General features: G+C 63.1%; 18 protein-coding genes. 13 read left to right on the top strand and 5 right to left on the bottom strand.

Annotated features, from left to right (window positions below):
- Positions 1 to 59: 59 nt before the first annotated feature.
- Positions 60 to 1,508 carry a sugar porter family MFS transporter gene (locus tag ACFX4T_RS08645; RefSeq protein ID WP_377651471.1) on the bottom strand — a complete coding sequence of 483 codons (1,449 nt, stop codon included), beginning with the start codon at positions 1,506 to 1,508 and terminating at the stop codon, positions 60 to 62.
- 134 nt (positions 1,509 to 1,642) lie between these two features.
- Between ACFX4T_RS08645 and ACFX4T_RS08640 the strand changes: the two genes are divergently transcribed.
- Positions 1,643 to 2,662: a LacI family DNA-binding transcriptional regulator gene (locus ACFX4T_RS08640; RefSeq protein WP_377651470.1), complete on the top strand. Its 1,020-nt coding sequence runs from the start codon at positions 1,643 to 1,645 to the stop codon at positions 2,660 to 2,662.
- Positions 2,663 to 2,669: 7 nt separating this feature from the next.
- Here ACFX4T_RS08640 and ACFX4T_RS08635 read toward each other — a convergent pair whose 3' ends face one another.
- Both ACFX4T_RS08635 and ACFX4T_RS08630 read right to left on the bottom strand, forming a co-directional pair.
- Positions 2,670 to 3,665, bottom strand: coding sequence for an arsenic resistance protein (locus tag ACFX4T_RS08635; protein WP_377651558.1), 996 nt, complete (start codon positions 3,663 to 3,665; stop codon positions 2,670 to 2,672).
- Positions 3,666 to 3,741: 76 nt separating this feature from the next.
- On the bottom strand, positions 3,742 to 4,338 hold the full coding sequence (locus tag ACFX4T_RS08630) for a dihydrofolate reductase family protein (protein ID WP_377651469.1): 597 nt from the start codon (positions 4,336 to 4,338) through the stop codon (positions 3,742 to 3,744).
- Between the two features lie 218 nt (positions 4,339 to 4,556).
- Between ACFX4T_RS08630 and ACFX4T_RS08625 the strand changes: the two genes are divergently transcribed.
- The 11 genes from ACFX4T_RS08625 to ACFX4T_RS08575 all read left to right on the top strand — a co-directional run bounded on the left by ACFX4T_RS08625 (position 4,557) and on the right by ACFX4T_RS08575 (position 16,384).
- Positions 4,557 to 4,982 (top strand): hypothetical protein, encoded by a 426-nt coding sequence (locus ACFX4T_RS08625; protein WP_377651468.1) that lies wholly within the window; start codon positions 4,557 to 4,559, stop codon positions 4,980 to 4,982.
- Between the two features lie 149 nt (positions 4,983 to 5,131).
- Positions 5,132 to 7,840 (top strand): GMC oxidoreductase, encoded by a 2,709-nt coding sequence (locus ACFX4T_RS08620; protein ID WP_377651467.1) that lies wholly within the window; start codon positions 5,132 to 5,134, stop codon positions 7,838 to 7,840.
- Positions 7,837 to 9,903 carry a hypothetical protein gene (locus tag ACFX4T_RS08615; protein WP_377651466.1) on the top strand — a complete coding sequence of 689 codons (2,067 nt, stop codon included), beginning with the start codon at positions 7,837 to 7,839 and terminating at the stop codon, positions 9,901 to 9,903. The genes ACFX4T_RS08620 and ACFX4T_RS08615 overlap by 4 nt, the downstream gene beginning before the upstream one ends.
- Positions 9,900 to 10,955, top strand: a complete 1,056-nt coding sequence (locus ACFX4T_RS08610) for an esterase (protein WP_377651465.1) — start codon at positions 9,900 to 9,902, stop codon at positions 10,953 to 10,955. Before ACFX4T_RS08615 ends, ACFX4T_RS08610 begins: the two co-directional genes overlap by 4 nt.
- Entirely contained in the window at positions 10,952 to 11,935 is a 984-nt protein-coding gene (locus ACFX4T_RS08605; protein ID WP_377651464.1) for an acetoacetate decarboxylase family protein, read from the top strand. The genes ACFX4T_RS08610 and ACFX4T_RS08605 overlap by 4 nt, the downstream gene beginning before the upstream one ends.
- Positions 11,932 to 12,414, top strand: coding sequence for a hypothetical protein (locus ACFX4T_RS08600; protein ID WP_377651463.1), 483 nt, complete (start codon positions 11,932 to 11,934; stop codon positions 12,412 to 12,414). The genes ACFX4T_RS08605 and ACFX4T_RS08600 overlap by 4 nt, the downstream gene beginning before the upstream one ends.
- Complete coding sequence (locus tag ACFX4T_RS08595) at positions 12,411 to 12,908, top strand: hypothetical protein (protein ID WP_223948423.1); 498 nt, start codon at positions 12,411 to 12,413, stop codon at positions 12,906 to 12,908. Before ACFX4T_RS08600 ends, ACFX4T_RS08595 begins: the two co-directional genes overlap by 4 nt.
- Positions 12,905 to 14,266, top strand: coding sequence for a patatin-like phospholipase family protein (locus ACFX4T_RS08590; RefSeq protein WP_377651462.1), 1,362 nt, complete (start codon positions 12,905 to 12,907; stop codon positions 14,264 to 14,266). The genes ACFX4T_RS08595 and ACFX4T_RS08590 overlap by 4 nt, the downstream gene beginning before the upstream one ends.
- Positions 14,267 to 14,408: 142 nt before the next feature.
- Positions 14,409 to 15,284 carry an FAD-dependent oxidoreductase gene (locus ACFX4T_RS08585; RefSeq protein ID WP_377651461.1) on the top strand — a complete coding sequence of 292 codons (876 nt, stop codon included), beginning with the start codon at positions 14,409 to 14,411 and terminating at the stop codon, positions 15,282 to 15,284.
- 127 nt (positions 15,285 to 15,411) lie between these two features.
- Positions 15,412 to 16,104, top strand: coding sequence for a deoxyribose-phosphate aldolase (deoC, locus tag ACFX4T_RS08580; RefSeq protein WP_377651460.1), 693 nt, complete (start codon positions 15,412 to 15,414; stop codon positions 16,102 to 16,104).
- A gap of 52 nt (positions 16,105 to 16,156) precedes the next feature.
- Positions 16,157 to 16,384 carry a hypothetical protein gene (locus tag ACFX4T_RS08575; RefSeq protein ID WP_216926894.1) on the top strand — a complete coding sequence of 76 codons (228 nt, stop codon included), beginning with the start codon at positions 16,157 to 16,159 and terminating at the stop codon, positions 16,382 to 16,384.
- Positions 16,385 to 16,476: 92 nt separating this feature from the next.
- Here ACFX4T_RS08575 and ACFX4T_RS08570 read toward each other — a convergent pair whose 3' ends face one another.
- Together ACFX4T_RS08570 and mfd are read right to left on the bottom strand one after the other, a co-directional pair.
- The gene (locus tag ACFX4T_RS08570; RefSeq protein WP_216926893.1) at positions 16,477 to 17,286 is read right to left on the bottom strand and encodes a metal-dependent hydrolase; all 810 of its coding nucleotides are present in this window, start codon (positions 17,284 to 17,286) and stop codon (positions 16,477 to 16,479) included.
- 4 nt (positions 17,287 to 17,290) lie between these two features.
- Entirely contained in the window at positions 17,291 to 20,923 is a 3,633-nt protein-coding gene (gene mfd, locus ACFX4T_RS08565; protein WP_377651459.1) for a transcription-repair coupling factor, read from the bottom strand.
- A gap of 57 nt (positions 20,924 to 20,980) precedes the next feature.
- On the opposite strand from mfd, the gene ACFX4T_RS08560 reads away from it, so the two are divergent.
- Entirely contained in the window at positions 20,981 to 22,594 is a 1,614-nt protein-coding gene (locus ACFX4T_RS08560) for an SDR family oxidoreductase (RefSeq protein ID WP_223948418.1), read from the top strand.
- Positions 22,595 to 22,639 lie beyond the last annotated feature (45 nt).

Below are 22,639 nucleotides of genomic sequence, written 5' to 3'. Positions count from 1 at the left end.
CCGCCGGAGGGGAACGACGCGTTGAGCGTCGCTCCCCTCCGGCTTTTTTGGAATCGTGACTAGTTCTTGTGCACCAGGTAGATGGCGCCGGTGGTCACGTCCTCTTCGAGAGCCTCCAGCGTACGCCCACGGGTTTCGGGGACCTGGGTGTAGATAAATACCAAGGCGAGGATGCCTACGACACCAAACAGGAAGAACGTTCCCGTGATCCCCATCCCGGCAACAAGTGTGGGGAAGAAGAGACCCAGCAGGGCGTTTGCGATCCACAGGCAGAAGACGGACAGGCCGATGGCGAAACCGCGGACGTGCAGCGGGAAGATCTCGGACAGCATCACCCACACCGCAATGTTCAGGAACGTCTGCATCGATCCCACGAACGCAACCACCAGGAAAAGGATCACGAAGGGCCTGGCCGCATTGCCCACCGGGAGGACGATCGACGCGATACCGATGAGGAAGTGGCAGACCGTAGTCAACGTGAAACCTAGGAGCAGCGTTGTGCGGCGGTTGACGCGCTGCATCAGCGTCAATGCAATGACACCACCGACGACGGCGATCACACCGGGCGCGATGTTGGCGATGAGGGCGGCGTTGGAGTCGAATCCGGCCTCAACGAGTACCGATTGGCCGTAGTACATGATCGAGTTGATGCCCGTCAGCTGTTGGGCAACACCCAGCCCAATGCCTACAAGAATAATGCGCAGGATCCACTTGTCCTTCAGTGCACCCCATGAGGTAGCCTTCGATGCCCTTTCTTCGTCAGCCAGGTGCTTCACATCTGCCATTTCTGCCTCCGCGCGCTCGTCCGAACGAATGGTCTTAAGCACCGCCAAGGCCTCCGGGTTCCTGCCCTTTGAGATGAGCCAGCGTGGAGATTCCGGCATCCGCAGCATGCCCAAGAACAGTGCGATCGCGGGAAGGGCGGCAACAGCGAGCATGATGCGCCAGACCCCGCCCACTTCGCCCCAGACATTGCCGATGATGGCGTTGACAACGAACGCTGCCAACTGGCCGATGACAATCATGAGTTCGTTCCGCCCGGCCAGGGAACCACGGATTTCGTAGGGCGCCAGCTCGGCAAGGAAAACGGGCACCACTGTGGAAGCACCGCCAACGGCCAGGCCGAGGATCACGCGCCCGATGACCATGACCTCAAAGCTTGGCGCCGAGACACAGGCCAATGTACCCACGAAAAACAGCACGGCCAGGAGGATGATCGTCTTCCTGCGGCCCCAGCCGTCTGACAGGCGCCCGCCGCCGACTGCTCCGGCAGCGGCCCCAAACAACAGTGAACTGGTGACGATCCCTTCGGTCAGCGGTGTCAGTGCGAGGTCGACCGTCATTGGCCTCAGTGCGCCGTTGATGACACCAGTGTCGTAGCCGAACAGCAGGCCTCCGAACGTAGCCACCAGGGCAACAAGGCCCAGCCGCTTTCGATGCGGGCCATTGGTTAGCGGAGGAAGGGCAGCATTGCCGGTTCCTTTGCTCTGCGTTTGCGTAGCAGACATCGGGACTCCTTTGTCATTGTGTTGCAGGCCATAGTCGCCCGCCCTGAAGTACAGACTAACGCGCGAAAGGCTTAAATGTAAGGTCAAACTAACAAATGACATTTTTTCATTCTTTCCCCGTGGGAGGATGAACTATGGCCCCTGACCCCCAGCACCGCCCCGCCACGCAAAGCGACGTCGCGCGCGAAGTGGGCGTTTCCCGGACTTTGGTGTCTTTCGCCTTCCGCGGCGCACCAGGTGTCAGCCACGAAACGAAGCAGGCCATCTTCGAGGCCGCCAAGCGTCTCGGGTACCGACCAAACGCAGTAGCCGCCGATCTGGCACGCAAGCACCGTTCCGCCGTCGGGCTTTACCTGCTGGACATCCGCAACGAGATCTACGCTGATGTCCTCAGCGGCGTCCGGACAGCGCTCCCCCAAGACAGCAACCGGCTCATCCTGAGCGTTTCGCGGTCCGTGGACGGCGTAGATCCCGGCGCGCTGGAATCGCTGATAGAGGCCCGGGTCGGAATTATCATCGCAGCTACGCTGCTGGACTCGGACGAACGCGTGCAGGAGATGGCCCGAATCGTCCCTCTGGTGAGTGTGACGCGGCCCGTGCTCGGCGTGGACAGCGTGTACTCGGATGACTTTGCGGGAGCCAGGGCGGCAACCCAACATCTCCTCAGCCTCGGGCACACTCGCATCGCGCATCTGTCCGGCCCTGTCTACGACGGCCACGTCGTCCGTCGCCGGAGTTACGAGCAAACAATGCGCGACGCCGGGCTCGCACCCCAGACGGTCGCGGCAGAGGACTTCACACCGGACGCAGGACAGCGTGCGGCCGCACAGATGCTGAGCCGCTCCGACCGTCCGACTGCGATTTTCACCCACAACGACCAACTAGCCCTCGGCGTCCGTGAAGCCGCCTACGCACGGGGACTCTCGATTCCCGACGATTTGTCCCTTGTGGGCTACGACAATTCCAGGACCGCCCACCTGCACGGCATCGACCTCACGTCCGTGGATTTGCATGCCGTTGAATTGGGTCGGACTGCCGGCACAGTAGCCCTGGAACGGCTCAATAATCCGGATGCCCCTATCGCCGACGAACGCTTCATGCCGCAATTGGTGGTGCGCAACTCGACGGCGCCGGTCAGGGGCACGGCTGGTTAGTTGAGTTTCACTTGTGGGTCGGGGTTAGCCGTGAATGGGTTCGCCAGGGCTTCCTGCGCTCTTTGTTCACGATTATCGGCAGGAAGCGGACGTAGAGCACCATGCCAATCAGCTCCACAAGGGTTTGGGTCACCACAACCAACGCAGCCAGGGCCAAATTGCCCGGCAGGGCCAACGCGAGCGGAAGGACGACCAGGGAATTGCGGGTCGCGCCGCTGAAGACAACGGCCCGCGTAGCGGCAACGTCGAGCCCCGCAGGTTTGGCGGCGAGCATGCCCAGCGGCACCATGACCACCAGGAATGCTGCATAAATCGGCACCACGGAGAGCAGGGAGCCGAGCTCTTGGCCCACGCCTGCGATCTGGGAACCGACGACGACGGCCAGCGTCGCCATCATAAGCGGCACCATCAACGCCTGCATCAAGGCCATCACGGCCCTCCCCGCGTTTGCTTTCCGGGCCAGGGCCTGCGTCAGCGCAGCCGCAGCCGCAGCCAAGGGGATGATGATCAGAACGACGATTGCTTCAACAAACGGTGCGGGGTCGATGGACGACACCAGTTCGGGGCCGACGAAGAGCAGAAGGTAAAGCGGGAGCAGGAGCATTTGGGCCAGCATCAATACCGGCGCGGCCGCCAGAAGCCGGTGACTCGCCCCTCCAGCGAGACCGCTGAACACGATGACGTAGTCGATGCAGGGACTGAGCAGCACCAGCAAGACGCCGACGAGTAAAGCTTGGTCTCCGGCGATGAACCGGGTCAGGCCAAAGACCACCACAGGAACGACGACGAAGTTCAACACCAGCACCGTGGCCAGGAAGCGGAAGTCCCCGGCAGCCTTGCCGATGGAGGCAAAGGGAATCCCCAGGAAAGTCGCGTAAAGCAACAGGCCAAGCACAGGGTTGATCGAATGCTCCAATGCCGGGGCGAGGCCCGGCGCCAAGAATCCCACACCACCGCCAATGACGATGGCCAGCAGGTAGAGGCCAATCTGGTGTTCGTCCATCCAGACGACGAGGTTCTTGGTCTTCACTCTTGCAATGCTAGGCGCGACACCAGCATCAGCTTGGAAGGGAGGTGGATTACCGGGGTAGGCTGTACCGCACATGGGTGACGAGCTTGGTGCCAGACACTTCCGTGGGTTCAAGCTTGAGATTGCCCACGCCGTCCAACAACCGCTCGCCCCCACCCAGAATCATGGGCGAAATGTGGAGCCGCAGCTCGTCCATCAATCCTGCATCAAGGTATTGGCGGGCTGTCTGGGCTCCGCCAGCGATGGCCACATCTTTGCTTCCCGCGGCTTCCCGCGCCTGGGCCAGCGCGGATTCGATCCCGTCGGTCACGAAATAGAAGGTGGTGCCGCCCTGCATCTCCAACGGTTCATGCCGATGGTGGGTCAGGACGAAAACCGGCGCGTGATAGGGCGGTTCCTCACCCCACCATCCCCGCCATTCCTCGTCCCACATATCCGGCCCGGGGCCTGCGAACATATTGCGGCCCATGATGAAGGCACCGGCAGCGAGGATTTCTTCAACCTGGGCCGCGTTGGCTTCGGCCTCTTCGAACATCCATCGGTGCAGGAGCTCTCCGCCGTCGCCCAGTGGCTCCGACATTCGCTGGTTGGGACCAGCAACGAAGCCGTCCAGGGAGATGGTCAGATCGCACGTCACTCGGCTCATTTGCCCATCATGCCACTGGTAAACCCTGTTAGGCGTTGCCTCCTGACCTTCTTTGCCAGGGAGTACGCCAATAATCAACCTCCTTTGGGTGATTTGTGGGCCGGCGAGTGCCAAAGAGGGTCAGGAAGCCACGGCCCGCGCCCTGCCAAACACTGCGCAGCCCTCGCCAAATCATCGGCTGCGGCGGAAACTGGGGCTACACATCTCAGGAGGACCACATGACATCCGTGCTGTTGGAGCGACTCAACATCCTGGTCGGCGAATGGGAGACTACTGCCCCTGGCATGGACGCGGTGGGCCGGACAACGTTCGAATGGTTGCCGGGCGGCGGTTTCCTGATCCAACGCTCCACTGTTGGGAGGCCGGAATTCCCGAATGCAATCTGCACTATCGGCGCTACGGGATCAGACGGCGCACTTCAGCAACACTACTTCGATTCCCGAGGCGTCGCCCGTGTCCTGGACATGACCTTGGAGGGGAACGTGTGGACCCTTTTCCGGGATGGACCCGATTGGCCGCAACGCTACATCGGCCACATCAGCGAGGACGGGAGCACCATCACTGGACGATGGGAACGGGGAACCTATCTCGGCGCACCGCTTGAGCACGACTTCGACCTGAACTTCACCCGGATCGTCGCGTGACATCCGGCGAGCCACGCCGGATCAACGGAATAACTCCACCTCATGGACAGATCCCCGGCCCGGTGGGAACATAAGGGCGATAGTCCGGAGGCACCGCCCGGTCACGCCGGGGCTGCCTTCAGGTCAGCTTTCCTCTGAGAGGAACGGCCATGGGTCGTCTGGGGACCGGGAACAGCGGGAATGCGGGTGCGGAACCCGCACCCGATCCGGCACGCCACAGTGCACAGCACATCGATACACAAGGCATCGAAAAAGTTGACGCCGTGGTGGTCGGTTCCGGATTCGGCGGTTCAGTGGCTGCCCTCCGCCTGGCCGAGGCCGGACAATCCGTGGTGCTCATGGAACGTGGCAAGCCATATCCGCCCGGTAGTTTCGCGCGTTCGCCGGCAGAGATGGGCCGGAATTTCTGGGACCCGGACCGCGGCCTATACGGGCTTTTTGATGCCTGGACATTCCGGGGCACGGAGGGCCTGGTGTCCAGCGGGCTGGGCGGCGGCTCACTGATCTACGCCAACGTCCTCCTGCGCAAGGACGAAAAATGGTTCGTCAACGAGTCCCCCATCCCTGGCGGCGGTTACGAGAATTGGCCTTTCACACGTGCGGACCTTGATCCGTACTACAAGGCCGCAGAAGACATGCTCAAACCGGTCCGTTATCCGTACCATGACACGCCCAAAACCATGGCCATGGAGAAGACCGCCGCAACCCTTGGCCTACCCATCAGCAGGCCACCCATCGCCGTCACTTTTTCGACGGATCCCACCAAGGACCCCCAAACCAACAGGCCCCTCCCCCTCCCCGCCTACGGGAGCATCCACGGACCAAACACCGTCCGGACCACGTGCACGCTTAGCGGCGAATGCGATATCGGCTGCAACGCCGGTGCCAAGAACACGTTGGACCACAACTACATTTCGGCGGCCGCCCATCAGGGAGCGGACATCCGCACATTCCACGATGTGCGCGGGATCAGGCCACTTGCCAGGGGAGGTTACGAGGTCCGCTACGTGGTGCACGATCCCGAGCGCCAAGGCGAGCTCCTTAAGGAACGAATCATTCACTGCCGCCGACTAATCCTTGGCGCTGGCACGTTCGGCACCAACTTCCTGCTCCTTCGCAACCGCAGCTCCCTCCCGGCCCTAAGCGACGCCATAGGCACCCGTTTCAGCGGCAACGGCGATCTCCTGACGTTCATCATGGGCGCCAAGACTCCGGGCACCAATGGGTCGCCGCCCGGAGTGCGAACACTCACCGGCAGTCGCGGACCAGTCATCACCACCGCGATCAGGATCCCCGATTCCAACGACGCCGACGGCGATGGTCGCGGCTACTACGTGGAGGACGCCGGGTATCCGGCCTTCATGAACTGGCTCATGGAGACCGCCCAACTCAGTACCACCGTCAAACGCACAGCCAAAGTGGCCCGGCAACTGCTCAAGGACAGGCTCTTCGATGCCGGGCGCTCCAACGTCTCCGCCGACCTCGCCGCAGCACTAGGTGATGGCCGCCTATCCTCCAGTTCCGTGCCGCTGCTGGGAATGGGCCGGGACATCCCCGACGGCGTCATGACCCTTCGCGACGGAAGGCTCGCCATCGCATGGACAATGGCCACGTCCAGGGAGTACTTCGGGCGCGTCCGCGGAACAATGTCCGAGATCGCCAAGGACCTCGACGGGGATTTCATAGACAACCCGCTGTGGTGGGCCAAACGTGTCATCACGGTCCACCCCATCGGCGGCGCACCGTCGGGCCGCCACCCGGGCGAGGCGGTGTGCGACTCCTACGGCGAGGTGTTCGGTTATCCCGGCCTGTTCGTGATGGATGGGGCAGCCATGCCTGGCCCCGTGGGCGCCAACCCTTCCCTGACCATTGCTGCTTTTGCCGAACGCGCATGTCGTCACATCCTGGAGAACGCCCGCAGTGCCGGACACAGGGAAATAACCCCCGCGGACGCCGCCGGAAGTGGCCCAGCCAGTGATGGCTTGGCTGGCGCTGCCGAGCCGGCCCACGACGTCGATCCTTCGATGACGCGCGAATTGGCGCCGGACGCTACCAAGGGCAAGGGCGCGCGGGAGGAACGGCCTGCGAGCGCAGCAGGAGGGGGCGCAGCTGCCATGACAGGAGCAAAGAGCCGTGGTTTGGGGCTGCCACAACCCCAAACCCAGCAAGCCGCGGCTATAGACGCCACTACTTCTGTGCGTTTCACGGAGCAGATGCACGGCTGGTTCAGTCCTGGTATCCCTGACCCGGAGAAGGGGCGAAGCCTGGGCAGGGACCGGAGCCGCAGGATCATGTTTGAGCTGACGATTACCGCGGAGGACATGGACGCGTTTGTGGAGGATCCGAGCCACCCTGCGAAGGCGGAGGGGTATGTGCTCGCAGACTATTTCGGTGGCCGGGTGCCGGTGGAGCGTGGCTGGTTCAACCTCTTCGTGGAAGACGTTTCCGACGACGGCAGGCCGGCCAGGCGGATGCTGTATCGGTTGTGGCTTCGGGACCCGGGCGGAACGCCGTTCACGTTCACGGGCTACAAGCTGATCCATAACGAGGCAGGGCTGGATATATGGCAAGACACAACAACGCTGTACGCGAGAATCCTGCGTGGCCACGTTCCGCCGTCGGAATCCTCTGAAGTCCAAGAGCCAGGCGAGGAGGACGTCTTCGGTGCCGGCATTCTGTACATCCGCCCGTTGGACTTCGCCAAGCAACTGACCACGTTCCGTGCCGAGGGTCCGGCGCCGGCCGCGGGATTGGCGTCCTTCATGAAATTGTTCGCCGGTGAGTTGTGGGAGGTCTACGGGCGGGGCCTCAAACGGGTCCCGTTCCCGGTCCGGAGCCCACTGCGGCCGCGCAGATGAAGAGCTGGGAGCTTGCGAAGCACCGTGCTGTCCTGGGATTCACGCCCCAGGCAGCGGTTCGCTGGCTCTCGCCGATGTCGCTCGCGCGGACGGCATTGAAGGTCATGGCAGCCACTGTTTTCGCGGACTTCGGAGACAAGAGGGAACTCGAGGGCGGCTTCCCTGCCGATCCCTTGCGCCTGGATAAACTCCCGGTCCCCGGCCAACCAGCCCAGCCGCCGGTCACCAGTCGCGGGCTTCCAACCCCCGGGGAGATTGAGGCATCCCGCACCACAAACCCCGGCGAGCCCCTGGACTTACACGACTCACAGAGCACCGCTGACTTGTGGCTCGATTACACCGCAGACCTTGGAGACGGCTTCGACGCGACGTACACCGTCGCCCTGCTCCTCGCCCAGGACAAGCTAACCGTTCAAGGCCACGACCTCCCCCGCGGAAGGGTGCTGGTCCTCGGCGGCGATGAGGTCTACCCCGTTGCTTCACCGGCTGCCTATGAGAATCGGATGGCCGGACCATACCGGATGGCGCTGCCAGCCCCTGCGTTGCGCGGCCCGCTGAGCGCTGTAAAACCCGACCGAAGCACGCAGAGCGGGACCCACAACGAGACACCCATCATGCTCGCACTCCCCGGCAACCACGACTGGTACGACGGCCTGACCTCGTTCATCCGCATGTTCACCCGGCAACGAAGCATCGGGGGCTGGCGGACCATCCAGACGCGCAGCTACTTCGCCGTCCGGCTCACGGGGAAATCACCCACGCAAGGCTCCGACGGACCACAGGAAGGTACCCCGGGTTGGTGGCTGCTGGGCCTGGACAGCCAGCTGGGACAGTACATCGACGAACCACAACTGGACTACTTTTACAGGAACGTCACCCTTCAGCTCCAACCAGGAGACGCCATCATCCTGTGCGTGGCAGCTCCCTTTTGGGTTGATGCCGAACACCCCGGGCCCAATGAGTTCCGGCAGGTCAACTTTTTCGAGCAGGACTACCTTCGCCGTCGGTTTAACCCCGAGTCCGGCCTGTTCGAGGCCACGGGCGCCAACGTCCGGCTGTGGCTCACAGGCGACCTCCACCACTATTCCCGCTACGAAGAGCAAGCAGCCGGCCAAGACCTCCCACCTGATCCAGCGAGAACCCAGATGATCACCTGCGGCCTGGGTGGCGCATACCTTTCAGACGCCCATTGGCTCCCGGAAGAGCTCAACCTTCCGGGTCACGGGAGTGCGCCCGGCGTCTCCTCCAGCATCACCCAACCCGGAAACACTCACGGCGAACAGGCACCACCCACAACCCGCCACTTCACCCGCATGCCCACCCTCTACCCGGACCAGGCCGATTCCCAGCTGCTCGGTCCGCGGCTCGCGAACCCCTTCTCTCAATACTGGCTTCCCATCCGCAACCCTGGCTTCGGTTTGTCCCTGGGCATTGTGCACGTGATCGCAGCAGTGACCCTCTGGACAGTCTTCAGCGCATTCCGCGGGGAATCCTTCGTGGACAGCCTCCGAAGCCTGACCCGCGGAAACACGCTGCTCCTCATCGTCGTCCTGATCCTTGCGGTGCCGCTCCTGCTTGCGGTCCTCTCACTCGTGGCACGGCTACTTGGGCTGGCCAAGGGAGGGATCGTGGTCTTCACCCGCGGCGCGCTCTACCAACTGTCCGCGCTCGCGGTGAGTGCCGCCGTCGTGATCCTGCTTCCTTGGCCGAACGGCTGGCCCGACGTCGTGGTCCTGCTGCTGGCGCTCGCATTGGTGTACCTGGGCGGCTGGGCCGTTGGCAGTGAGGCCTTCGCGCTGTTCATCCTGGCGACGCCCAGCGGGGAGGTCTCCACCTGGAAAATGTCCGGCCAATCCATCGAAGACCATAAAGGCTTCCTACGCCTCCACCTCGCCGCCGACGGCAACCTCACTGTCTACCCATTGGTGGTGGACACAGTGTGCCGCGACTGGCAGCTGGCAACGAACGACGACGGCGCGCGGCTTGTCCCAGAGTCCGGCCTGCCCGCCGTGCGGCTGCTTGAAGAACCCATCACCATCACGCGGAAAGGAACCGCACCATGATCATCACCCGTGCCGAGCACCGGACAGAGGTCATCCCGTTCCGGGCCCGGGACAACACGCCCTTGAGCCTGGTCCACGTGACGTCACCGGTGGAGGTGACTAAAGGGCCAGTCATGTTGGTCCATGGCTCGGGCGTGCGGGCTGAGCTGTTCAGGCCGCCCGTGCGGACCACCATCGTGGACGTCCTGCTGGAGGACGGATGGGACGTGTGGATGCTGAACTGGAGAGCATCCATCGATCTCGATCCTCTCTCCTGGACGCTCGCCGACGCCGCCGTGTATGACCACCCTGCCGCCGTCGAGCATGTCCTGAACGCCACCGGTGCGGAAACAATGAAAGCTGTCATCCATTGCCAGGGATCGACGTCGTTCACTATGTCCGCCGTAGCCGGGCTGTTGCCCCAGGTGGACACGATCGTCTCCAACGCGGTGTCCCTGCATCCCGTGGTGCCGGCATTCTCGCGACTCAAGATCGATTACCTCACCCCGGTGGTCAAGGTGTTCACTCCTTACCTGTCCCCCGCCTGGGGCTATAAATCGCAGGGCTATTTCACGCGTGCCATCCGCGGCCTGGTCAAAGCCACCCATCGGGAGTGCGACAACATCGTCTGCAAGATGGTCAGCTTCACGTACGGCAGCGGCCGCCCTGCGCTGTGGGCCCACGAAAACCTCGACGACGCCACTCACCAATGGCTCAGCGGCGAGTTCGCCGAGGTCCCTGTGACGTTCTTCGAGGAGATGGGCCGCAGCATCAAAGCCGGGCACATGGTGGCTGCCGGAAACCATCCGGAACTGCCTGGGAACTTTCTCGCCGAGGCACCCCAAACCGATGCCCGGTTCGCGTTCATCGCCGGGCTGGACAACCTCTGTTTCCTGCCCGAAAGCCAGCAACGCACCTTCGACTTCTTCCAAAAGCACCGGCCCGGGAAGGACTCGCTCCACCTCATTCCCGGCTACGGCCATCTGGACGTGTTCTTCGGCGAGCATGCATGGCAGGACACCTTCCCGGTCATCGTCGAAGAGCTCAACAAAACCCAGGAGCCAACGTCATGAAAACACTCACCGAACTGGTTACCCCGTTGCTCAAGCTCATGCCTTCACCGGTTCCCCGACGCCAGGAACGCCTCCGCGGCCAGCACGCCCTTGCCGACGGCATCAAGTACGTCATGCCGGTCAATTCGGACGACTCCCCGGTGCTCATGGCGGCCTTCCCTATCAACAAGAAAGCCGCAGCGGCCGCACTCCCCGGCACGGAGATGCGGCCCTTCAGCCTCGGCGGCAAAGGGCTGCTGGTGGTCACCGTGGTCAACTACAAGTCCACGGACATCGGCAAGTACATCGAATACTCACTGGCCATCGCCATCACCCACGGCAGCAGGCCGGCCCCGCCGATTCTCCCGTTGATCTTCCAGAAAACCTTCAAACTGGGCCAGTTCGTGGTGGACCTGCCCGTCAGCTCCGAGATCTCCGTGAAGGGTGGCAAGGGAATCTGGGGCATGCCGAAGCATCAGGCCAACCTCGACTTCGTCGTCACTGATTCCACAGTGTCAGCACAGTACGACAAAGACGGCCGGCTGGGCTGCTACATCGAAATAGAACGGCCGGAACCACTAGCGCTGCCGCTGAAGCTTGCCGCCTCGAACTACTGCGTCTTCCGGAACATGCTCTGGAAATCGGACATCTACTTTAAAGCTACCGGTGACATCGCCCTCGGAGCACAGGCCAAGGCGCGCCTCATCCTTGGTGACGCGCCCGGCGTCGAGCCTTTGAAGAACCTTCAAGTGGAAAGCAACCCGGTGTTCACCGCCTGGCTTCCGCAAGCCCACGGTGTCCTGGACGACCACTACGAAGCCTGGTTCCTCACAGCACCCACGGAATCCGCTGCAGCCGCCCTTCGAGGAGGCGACATGCTGGACAGCGTCGTGAACCTGGGCCAGAGCCAGGAATGGCTGGCACCGCCGGATAGGAGCAAGGTGCCGGGCGCTGCTGTCACTGGCACCATCCCCCGCGCCACTCCGGGAAGCATCCAATGAACTGGCTACTGCTCATCAACGCGCTCTACTTCCTGTTCGGCGCCACCATGTATGTGGGCACCATGTGGGTGCTCAAGTTCTTCCTGTACCCCACATGGCGTTCGCTGGCCCGCGAGAACGTAGACATGCACTTCGGCATCCCCACCCGCGCCGCTACCAAGTTCTTCACCATCGTGGTGCCCATCATGTTCATCTCGGGCGGCATCCTGGTGTGGTCCGAGTGGGGCACCATCCGCGTCATACCGGCCATCATCTGCCTCCTGGGGATCATCGTCCTGACCTGGGTGGGCCAAGGGATCATCATCCCCATCAACGTTCGAATCCGCGGCGGCGACTTCGCGGACGACGCGGAACTCCGCACCCTGCTGAAACGCTGGATGATGCTCAACGACATCCGGTTCTACGTCTCCACGCTGACCTGGGCCTCGATGGTGTGGCTGCTCGTAGACCGCGGACGCCTCCTGGAGTCCTTCGCATGACCGCCCACCAGCCGGCACAGCCCGTGCCCCACCACCCGTCGCGCCCTGGCGTTTGGGCCTGGGCCACCGCCGATCCGCTGCGCGCCGTCCTCGCAGCGATCGCCATCATCACGGTCCTGACCGGTGCCGCGCAGATACCCTTCGGCGGACAAGTGCTGCCACTGATCGGTGCCGATCCCACCCCCGGTATGCAACAACTCTTCGGCACAGTCGGGATGTTCATGGTGGTTGTAGGCGGACTGCTCCTCCACACCCTACTCAATGCCGTCCCGTCCCCCGAGGTGGTGCTCTGGTCCGGGCTGCAGAAAACCGGGGCATTCGGCGCCGTGGGGATCGGTGTACTGAACGGCGTCTTCTCACCCGCAGCGCTGCTGGTCGCCTTCTTTGACCTCGCGACGGCGGCACTCCTGTTCGCCTATTGGCGCAGGATCAGTGGAAGCACAGGTTCAGGGGGCACCGCCGGCGGCGGTACCGCCGGAGGAACCGAACCGTGAAACGTTCTCTGGTGCTCGCCGGTGGCGGGATGCGCGTGGCCTGGCAGGCCGGCGTCATGCGGGCGCTCGCCGAGGAGGGCTTGGAGTTCCACCATGTTGACGGCAGCTCCGGCGGGATCCTGACGGCGGGGATGCTGCTGTCCGGAGTGTCGCCCGAAGAAATGTGCACCCGCTGGTCCGGCGTGAACGTGAAGGACTTCGGCTCGGCCCTGCCGGTAGGTGACTACCTCAAGGGTCCCTGGGCGCTGCCCGCTATTGGTGACGCGGACGGAATCCTGAACAAGGTCTTTCCCGCCTTGGGGATCAACGACGCGACTATCCGTGGCCGCGCGGCGGAACCGGGCGCCGTCGAAGGTTCCTTCAACGTGGTGGAGTTCACAGAGAAGCGCTGCCACGCCATCGATGCCACAGCGATTGACGCGGAGCTCATGGCCGCGGGAATGTCACTGCCCATCTTCCTGACACCGCTGCGCCGGGATGGAAAGATCTGGACGGATGCCGTCTGGATGCGCGATGCCAATGTAGCCGAAGCCCTGCGTCGGGGAGCGGAGGAAGTGTGGCTGATTTGGTGCATCGGCAACTCGCCATATTGGGGTGACGGGCCCCTGGAGCAGTACGTCCACATGATCGAAATGAGCGCGATGGGAGCACTTCTCGCTGATTTCGAGGTTGCAAGCGCGGCTGGACGCGAGTTTGTGCTGCATGTGGTGCGTCCTGAACATCCGCTCCCGCTGGACCCGGAATTCTATCTGGGAAGGATCGACGCCGACACCCTGATCGGTATGGGTTACCGGGACGCCCGGGCGTACCTGGACGCCATGACGCCAGCCGGCGTCCCGAAGGACGCCAGTTGCACCGCCATGACAGAACCTGCGGCGGGCGTCCGTTTCAACGACACCTTGCGAGGAGAACTGGACGGCTCACCCCTGGCGTTCAAAGCCACCGTCGTGCTGCCCACGGCCGGTTCCACTGTGTCCCCGCAGTTCACCGGATTCCTGGAGCACCCGCACTTCGGCGGCCGCGTCTTTTTCTCGGATGGACGCGTTGAAACGGAAGACCACGACGTCACGTACCGTGCACGGATCAGGCTCGACGGCGGTTGGCAGGACGTGTCCTTGACGCGTACGTTGCGGGATGACCCCGGTCCGGATGCCTGGACCGACTCGCGCCAGGCTCTATTGAAGGTGGACGGACTGCGCGTGGGCAGCCTGAGCGCCGACCTGACAATGGCACTGGCCGACGCCGCAGCGCTTCTGGCCTCGGTGGAGCCAGTGGGTGCCCACGGCTTCGTTGACCGGGCTGAGGCCGTGGCCAGCTTCGCTGCCAACGGTTTGCGGGAGTTACTGGAACGGTACTGAACTCCACTGTGATCCACATTATTACCGGCGGGTAAACAGCGCACTACGGATCTGCAAAAGATGGCAACAAGAGGGAAACACCCGCGAAAAACCGGCATCCTACGCTGATGATCAACAGGTCACGCCAGCGAAAGGGCCAAACATGTCCTCCACACCCGTTCACGTTGTCATTGCAGGCGCAGGTCCAGCAGCCCAGGCTTTGGTGCGGCGGCTGGCGGGCAGCGGCTCAGGTTCCCGGCAACGCCCGTTCGATGGCACCATTACCGTGCTCAGCAATCGCGACGTATGCCCCGAGGCGCTGTTGGAACTGGCCGAACTGCCGCAGGTCTCGGTCCGGTTCGGGCAGGCCGCAAGTTTCATTGACACCGAAGCGAAGATCGTCACCACCGTGGACGGCATGGAGTTCTCATACGACCAGCTGGTGATCGCTACGGGTTCAGCTCCAAGCCTCCCGCCGGTCGCGGGCGCCGAAGCGGGCCTGAGTTACTCCACCATCGATGACGCCGCGAACATCGGTGAAGCGGTCAAGGACGTTACAAAAATCGTTGGCCGGCGGCCGTTGGGCATCCTCGTGGGCAATGGTCCCGCAGCGGGCCAGGCAGAGGCCGTACTCCGGGCCCGCGGGGTCCGTCCCGTCCGCACCACCCTCCGCCCTGCCGCAGTCATTGCTTCCGTCGCCGGCGCCGGCATACCAGCTTCCGTCCTGGCCGGGACCGGCATCGTTTTCGAGGACGGCAGCAGCATGAACGGCGATCTTGTGGTCCTCGCCGAGGAACGTATAGCGCGCAGCGAACTCGCCGAAAGCGCTGGTCTCCTGATTGCGTCCGACGGCGGCATCGCAGTAGGGCGCGACCTCGCCACCTCCGTGCCGGGCATCTGGGCGATCGGCGACGCCGCTTCCTGCGATGGTCTCCGACTGGGCCTTCTCCTCTCCGCCGAGTCCTCCGCGATGCTGTGTGCCTCAGGGATGCTATTAGGTGCATGGGGCGGCAACCAGCAGCCCGCAATGGCGGCCTAGCTGCCCCCTCCACGTGCCTCTGTGGACAACCGGCCTGGCAATCGGACCATGTGGCAAGATGGTCCTTTGACGGGCAGTGACAACCCTGCGGCCATCGGGCCGGCCACGCCCGGCACGGAAGGATCCCATGAGCAAAGAAGCCGTCGCGCCTGCAAGCATCGCCTCGTACATCGACCACACACTGTTGAAGCCGGAGGCCAGCGAGGCCGAGGTTTTGAAGGTGTGCGCCGAGGCCGTCGAGTACAAATTCAAGTCCGTCTGCGTCAATCCGATCTGGGTCAAGACCGTCACGAAGGCCCTCAAAGGATCCGGAGTACTGACCTGCTCGGTCATTGGGTTCCCAATGGGCGCCACGCCCAGCGACGTCAAGGCGTTCGAAGCGCGCGGTGCCGTGTTGGACGGCGCTGATGAGATTGACATGGTGATCAACATGGCTGCCGCCCGCGCGAATGACAAGGGTGCTTTGGTGGATGACATCACCGCCGTCGCCGAAGCTGTCCACGCCGGCGAAGCGATACTGAAGGTCATCATCGAGACGTCCATGCTGACCGATGAACAGAAGGTCATCGCCTGCGAAGCCGCCGTGGAGGCAGGGGCTGACTTCGTCAAGACCTCCACTGGATTCAACGGCGGCGGAGCAACTGTTGAAGACGTTGCCTTGATGCGCAAGACCGTTGGGCCCGATGTTGGCGTCAAAGCGTCTGGCGGAGTGCGGTCCCTGGCTGACGCACAGGCTATGATTGCTGCTGGTGCAACACGTATCGGAGCGAGTTCCGGAATAGCCATTGTCAAAGGTGAACAGGGTTCATCGGATTACTGAGGCATCCGCAACCGCCACAGATTTTGAGCCCTGCGGGGCCGAGGAGGAATGAATGTCCAAGAACGCAACAAGCGCCCCAATTGAAAAAGAGAACAACCTCGGCGCAAGCATCGTCCTGTTCCTGGTTGTGATCGTGCTCTTCCTGGGCGCCATCTACTCCCTGTCCTTCCTCACCCTGGACAACCCGTGGCCGATGGCCGTCTGCCTGGGCCTGTTCGCCCTCGCATTCTGGATTCCGCAGACCATCCTTGGCCGCTCGGACTCCGCTGGCGAAAGCTAGACTTCACGCAACATGACATGGCCCGGGCGAATGCCCGGGCCATTCTTGTTGGTTGGCAGCCGTACTTTTTGGCGGAGCCGATGCGCGGCCGGCTAGGGCAGCTGCAGCATCCCGCCCAGCGCAGAGAAAATAGCCGGCCAGTGCTGCCCAGCGAGAGCCCAGCCCGCCGCGCCCATGCCCACCATGGCGTATCCGCTGACAGGAATCAGCACCAGCCACTCGCGTCGTGATCCGGCCCTTCCCAGCAGCGGAATCGAAAAGGCTCCGTTGGCCCGCCAGATGCCGCTGATCAGAGATTTCCGCAGGAATTTAGGTGGCTTGATAACGATCGGCCACAGCAACGGTACGCCGCCTACGGTAATCATGTCCCCGACAATGTGGACCACGACGCCCGTCAGCATTGACAGCGGCAACCAACCCCATTGATCCGGTGCAAACCAGGTCACCAGGCCAGCCATCACCACGGCGAACAGCCAGTTGGTAATCCAGCCCGACTTCGGAAACAGGTTCAAAGCCTTGGCTGCCAGGTTGATCATGAACATGCACAGCAAACCAGCGCCAACGGAGAGCTTCCCTGCCGGTGTAACCATCTGAAATTGTGCTGCCATGGCCGCCAGCACTACAAAGGCCGAGGCTCCCAACAGAGAGTGGGTCCCTTGCCGGTGGCCGCCGCTGGCTTTCTCAATGCCCACCGCAATCACATTGGACAGCGGCGGCAGCGAATTCGCTATGGTGCTGTGCCGGTGGTCCCAGTCGCACACCAAGGCTGTGCCCGCCGTCGCCATGGCCCCGATGAGGATGCCAGTTGAGTCCAGCGGGTACCAGCCCAGGGCGTAGGGACCGGTCGAGGCAATAGCTATCCACGCCGCGGCTCCTGACGCGGCGTGGTGTCCTCCCATCATTCGGTTAGCCTGCCTTTACGGGTACGTCTGAGAAGATCGCTTCGATCACGTTGTTGGCCCACTGGAGGATCTCTGCGTCCTGGAGATCACGGCCGCCGATCCTGGCCGTTTTCGGTTTGGGAATCAGCACGGCATCCAGAGCAGGCTTGACCTGGGAACCCGGGTACATGCGGTTCAGGCGCATGGTTTTGGACTCGGGCAATTGCGCCGGCGAGAAGCGGATGAAGTTTCCTTGGAGCGCGACGTCGGACAGGCCGGCTTCGCGGGCCCCCACCCGGAAGCGGGCCACTGCGATGAGGTTCTGTGCCGGCAAGGGCGGCTCACCATAGCGGTCCACGAGTTCGGCGAGGACCTCATCGATGGCCTCGTTGGTCACAGCAGCCGCCAACTTCCGGTAGGCCTCCAGACGCAGCCTCTCACCGGGCACATAATCGTGCGGCAAGTGGGCGTTGACGGGCAGTTCGATCTTCATCTCGGCTGCCTTTTCCTCGGCCTCGCCGCGGTACTCGGCAACAGCCTCGCCTACGAGCCGGATGTAAAGGTCGAAGCCCACTCCCTGGATATGGCCGGACTGCTCCCCGCCGAGCAGATTGCCCGCACCACGTATTTCGAGGTCTTTCATAGCCAACTGCATACCGGCGCCGAGCTCGTTGTGAGCCGCCACGGCCTTGAGTCGCTCCAGGGCTACCTCGCCCAGGGGCTTTTCCGAGGGATAGAGGAAGTAGGCGTAGGCACGTTCACGGCCACGACCAACACGGCCACGGAGCTGGTGGAGCTGCGAAAGTCCGTACTTGTCGGCGCCGTCAACAATCAGGGTGTTGGCATTGGAGATGTCCAGCCCGGTCTCAATGATGGTGGTGCAGACCAAAACGTCGAACCGTTTCTCCCAGAAGTCCACAATGATCTTCTCGAGGCGGCTCTCGGACATCTGCCCATGCGCCACTTCAACCCTGGCCTCCGGAACCAGCTCGCGGATCTGCGCTGCAATTCGTTCAATCGAGGAAACACGGTTATGCACGAAGAACACCTGCCCCTCGCGCATCAGCTCACGGCGGATTGCGGCTGACGTCTGCTTGTTCGTGAAGGGACCCACATAGGTGAGCACCGGGTGGCGTTCCTCCGGCGGGGTTGCCAGGGTGGACGTCTCACGAATGCCTGTCAGGGACATTTCCAAGGTACGTGGAATCGGCGTCGCGCTCATCGCGAGCACATCCACGTTGGTGCGCATTTTCTTCAGTGCTTCCTTGTGTTCCACACCAAAGCGCTGCTCTTCATCCACGATCACCAACCCCAGGTCCTTGAACTCAAAGTCCTTGGACAGCAACCGGTGCGTACCGATCACGACGTCGACGGCGCCGCTCTTGACGCCTTCGGCTGTTTCTTTGGCTTCCTTGCCGCTTTGGAACCGCGAAAGGGGCTTTACGCGCAGCGGGAATCCCGAGAAACGCTCGGTGAAGGTCTCATAGTGCTGCTGGGCCAACAGCGTGGTGGGCACCAGGACCGCTACCTGCTTGCCGTCCTGGACAGCTTTGAAGGCCGCTCGGACTGCGATCTCGGTTTTGCCGTAGCCGACGTCGCCGGAAACCAGGCGGTCCATCGGGATTTCCCGCTCCATGTCCGCCTTGACCTCGTTGATGGTGGTCAGCTGGTCCGGGGTCTCTACATACGGGAACGCTTCCTCGAGCTCGCGCTGCCACGGGGTGTCCGGGGCGAAGGCGTGTCCGCGGGATGCCATCCGGGCCGAGTAGAGCCGGATGAGCTCTCCGGCTATCTCCTTGACGGCCTTGCGGGCCTTGGACTTGGTACTGGCCCAGTCAGCGCCGCCCATCTTGCTCAGTGCAGGGGTGTCCCCGCCGACGTAGCGCGTGACCTGGTCCAGCTGGTCCGTGGGAACAAACAAACGGTCCCCCGGAGCGCCGCGCTTGGATGCCGCATACTCCAGCACCAAGTATTCACGCAGCCCAGTATCCGAAGACGATGTACCGGTCACCTTGCGTTGAATGAGCTCAACGAACCGGCCGATTCCATGCTGCTCATGGACTACAAAGTCGCCTGCGTGCAATTGCAACGGGTCCACGGCATTCCGCCGCTTGGACGGCATCCGACGCATATCCTTGGTGGAACTGGCAGTGGCCCGCCCCAGCAGGTCCGCTTCAGTCAAGAGGCCCAGTTTGAGGCCGTCAAGGACAAAACCTCGTCCGACGGCGGCAGTGGTCACCTCGATGATGCCTGGCTGCGGATCCTTATCCAGCGAGTCCACGCGTGCACAGGGGATGTCGGCGTCGTGGAACAGCTCAACCAGGCGCTGCGCCGGTCCCGGACCATCAGTAACAACTACCAGGCGCCATTGCTCCCGGACGCGGGAGCCAATGAAGTCCAGCATTTCCGCGACCTCGCCCTGGTAACCGCGCGGTTCCCGGGCATGGAGGTTCAGGACGTCGATGTCCAGCACCAGGTCCTCATCAGTCGCGAGCGAGGTGATGGACCACCAGGAGACCTCGTGTTCCAACGCCGCGGATCGGGTGTCGGTCAGAGAACGGAAGCTCGCAGCGTGCAAGTCAGTGGACGCCTGGGAGGACAGATCCAGGGGCGCTGAGCCGCCGTCGGACGCCGTTGACCAAGCGGCTTCCAGGAACTCTTCGTTGGTAGCAGCGAGGTCGTGCGCGCGGGTGCGTACTTTTTCCGGTTCGATGACCACGCTCAGGGACCCGGCCGGAAGCTGCTCCACGAACGGGACCATGGCATCCACCAGCACCGGGGCCAGGGATTCCATGCCTTCAACGGCGATCCCACCGGCGATCTTCTCGAGCATGTCAGCCGCCGCCGGCATATCGGCTTTGAGCTTGGCTGCACGGGACATGACGGAGGGTGTGATCAGGATTTCGCGGCACGGGGGCGCATGCAGTTCAGTCGGGTGGTGGATCCCGGGTGCAGACAGCGAGCGCTGATCGGCTACGGCGAACCAGCGCATCTGGTCAACCTCATCGCCGAAGAACTCCACACGGATGGGGTGGTCCTCCGTGGGCGGGAAAACATCCAGGATGCCTCCGCGAACCGCGAATTCGCCTCGGTGCGTCACCATGTCAACCCGGGCATAGGCAGCGTCGGACAGCGCACGGACAACATCGGTGAAGGAGCGTTCCTGCCCTACCTGCAGCGTGACGGGGACGAGGTCGCCCAAACCGGCGACAATCGGCTGGACCACAGCGCGAACCGGCGCAACCACCACACGCAAGGGTGCCGCCGTCGAGGTTTCAGGGTGGGCCAGGCGGCGCAGGACGGAGAGCCTTCGGCCCACGGTGTCCGAGCGCGGTGAGAGGCGCTCGTGCGGGAGGGTTTCCCAACTGGGGAAAGTGGCCACGGAGTCCGCGGGGAGATAGGAGGCGAGCGCCGCTGTCAGGTCTTCGGCCTCACGCCCGGTGGCGGTAACCGCCAGCACAACAGGCGTGCTGCCGGCTTCAGTTCCTTGGGCAGCCAGGCCATCGGCCATTTCTGCGAGCAGAACTGCCCGCATCCCGGTAGGGGCGCTGATTTGGTAGTCCGTGCTCCGGGCCGAAAAGGGCCGCTGAGCCTCGGTTCGGACGCGCGCAAAAGTCTTGTCCTCCGCCAGTGCGCGGCGCAGACCGTTGAGGCTCATGGCTGAAACTCCTAGGGTGGGTCCAAGGGCAGGCAACACAAATGCCCGGAAATTCGAATGAATGCCGGGTCATTCCAGCCTACCCCTCCCTCCAGCCCAGGAGTTCCTTTGCAGTCATCCCCAAACCAGTCATCGCCAAACCAGGCATCCAAGACCGTCCTTGTCACGGGCGCCACCGGTTACATCGGAGGCCGCCTGGTCCCTCGGCTTCTCGAGGCTGGCCACCGCGTGAAGGTGGTGGTCCGCTCCCCACAGAAGATCGCCGACGTTCCATGGCACGACGACGTCGAAATCATCACGGATTCCCTCTCCGACGCGGGAAGCCTGGAGAACGCGCTCCAGGGTGTGGATGTGCTCTATTACCTCGTTCACTCCATGGCTTCGGGCAGTGGATTCGAGGCGAAGGAAGAAGCCATGGCGCGACTCGTGGCAGACGCGGCCACCCGGGCCTACGTCAACAGGATTATCTACCTCGGCGGCCTGCACCCGGAGAACGCAGAGCTCTCTACGCACATGCGTTCCCGTGAGACCGTCGGACGGGTCTTCCTTGAATCCGAGGTGAATTCCATAGTGTTCCAGGCGGGAGTCGTCATCGGTTCGGGTTCGGCGTCGTTCGAGATGATCCGCCACTTGGCCGATACCCTGCCCGTCATGCCGGCACCCAGCTGGGTCAATAACCGGATCGAAGCCATCGCCGTGCGCGATGTGCTGCACTACCTTGTGGCTGCTGCCACGCTTCCCGACGGCCTGAACCGGACGTTCGATATCGGCTCCCGCGACGTCCTGAAGTACAAGGACATGATGAACGAGTACGCCGTGGAGCGAGGCCTGCCCCGCCGTTTGGTAATCGCCCTGCCGGTTCCGGCGCCCAAGCTCGCCGGCCTTTGGGTTGCACTGGTGACGCCCATTCCGCTGTCCATGTCCTTGCCGCTGGTGCAGTCGCTGCAGCACGACGCAGTGTCGCGGGAGCACGACGTCGATCATTACATTCCGCAGCCCGACGGCGGCCTGACGCCCTACCGCCGTGCCGTCGCCTTGGCTTTGGGCAAGGAACGGGACGGGCAGGTGGAGACTACCTGGGCAAATGCCGGAATCGACGCCGACCCTCTTCCCAGCGATCCCGATTGGGCCGGTTACAAGGTCTTCCTGGACGAGCGGACCTTCCACAGCGACGCGAAGCCTGAGCATGTGTGGACCATCATTGAGGGCATCGGTGGCAAGAACGGCTGGTACTCCCTGCCGCTGGCATGGCGGGTGCGTGGATGGCTGGACAAGCTCACCGGTGGCGCCGGGCTGCTGCGCGGCCGGAGGCATCCGAAAAAGCTGGGCAGCGGCGAAGTGGTGGACTGGTGGCGGGTGGAAGCCATAGACCGCGGACATTTGCTGCGCCTCCGGGCCGAGATGCGGGCGCCCGGGCGTGCATGGCTTGAGTTGGCAGTGGAGCCCGACGGCGGCGGGAGCCTTTACAAGCAGCGCGCCATATTCTTTCCCCGCGGTTTGGCGGGCAGGTTCTACTGGCTGGGCGTGTACCCCTTCCACGGGATCATTTTCCCGTCGATGGCACGGAACATTTCGGCTGCCGCCTCCGCTCTTCAGGAGGCACAGCAGGAAGCGGCCCCGAATGAACGTGAACAACAGGCCGGTTCCGGAGTGGCCTCGGACACCCCGTAGGATGTTGTGAGCTAAAAGAGCTTCACCACCAACATATCCACGGAG

It is taken from the genome of Paenarthrobacter sp. YIM B13468, from assembly GCF_042788025.1.
In the GTDB taxonomy this organism is placed as follows: domain Bacteria; phylum Actinomycetota; class Actinomycetes; order Actinomycetales; family Micrococcaceae; genus Arthrobacter; species Arthrobacter aromaticivorans.
The sequence above is the reverse complement of the archived record's forward strand: the minus strand, read 5'-3'. Positions and strand labels throughout refer to the sequence as shown.

Coding starts and splice junctions, on each gene's coding strand:
- ACFX4T_RS08645 (WP_377651471.1), bottom strand. CDS start 1,508: ATGTCTGCTACGCAAACGCAGAGCAAAGGAACCGGCAATGCTGCCCTT.
- ACFX4T_RS08640 (WP_377651470.1), top strand. CDS start 1,643: ATGGCCCCTGACCCCCAGCACCGCCCCGCCACGCAAAGCGACGTCGCG.
- ACFX4T_RS08635 (WP_377651558.1), bottom strand. CDS start 3,665: ATGGACGAACACCAGATTGGCCTCTACCTGCTGGCCATCGTCATTGGC.
- ACFX4T_RS08630 (WP_377651469.1), bottom strand. CDS start 4,338: ATGAGCCGAGTGACGTGCGATCTGACCATCTCCCTGGACGGCTTCGTT.
- ACFX4T_RS08625 (WP_377651468.1), top strand. CDS start 4,557: ATGACATCCGTGCTGTTGGAGCGACTCAACATCCTGGTCGGCGAATGG.
- ACFX4T_RS08620 (WP_377651467.1), top strand. CDS start 5,132: ATGGGTCGTCTGGGGACCGGGAACAGCGGGAATGCGGGTGCGGAACCC.
- ACFX4T_RS08615 (WP_377651466.1), top strand. CDS start 7,837: ATGAAGAGCTGGGAGCTTGCGAAGCACCGTGCTGTCCTGGGATTCACG.
- ACFX4T_RS08610 (WP_377651465.1), top strand. CDS start 9,900: ATGATCATCACCCGTGCCGAGCACCGGACAGAGGTCATCCCGTTCCGG.
- ACFX4T_RS08605 (WP_377651464.1), top strand. CDS start 10,952: ATGAAAACACTCACCGAACTGGTTACCCCGTTGCTCAAGCTCATGCCT.
- ACFX4T_RS08600 (WP_377651463.1), top strand. CDS start 11,932: ATGAACTGGCTACTGCTCATCAACGCGCTCTACTTCCTGTTCGGCGCC.
- ACFX4T_RS08595 (WP_223948423.1), top strand. CDS start 12,411: ATGACCGCCCACCAGCCGGCACAGCCCGTGCCCCACCACCCGTCGCGC.
- ACFX4T_RS08585 (WP_377651461.1), top strand. CDS start 14,409: ATGTCCTCCACACCCGTTCACGTTGTCATTGCAGGCGCAGGTCCAGCA.
- deoC (WP_377651460.1), top strand. CDS start 15,412: ATGAGCAAAGAAGCCGTCGCGCCTGCAAGCATCGCCTCGTACATCGAC.
- ACFX4T_RS08575 (WP_216926894.1), top strand. CDS start 16,157: ATGTCCAAGAACGCAACAAGCGCCCCAATTGAAAAAGAGAACAACCTC.
- ACFX4T_RS08570 (WP_216926893.1), bottom strand. CDS start 17,286: ATGATGGGAGGACACCACGCCGCGTCAGGAGCCGCGGCGTGGATAGCT.
- mfd (WP_377651459.1), bottom strand. CDS start 20,923: ATGAGCCTCAACGGTCTGCGCCGCGCACTGGCGGAGGACAAGACTTTT.
- ACFX4T_RS08560 (WP_223948418.1), top strand. CDS start 20,981: ATGAATGCCGGGTCATTCCAGCCTACCCCTCCCTCCAGCCCAGGAGTT.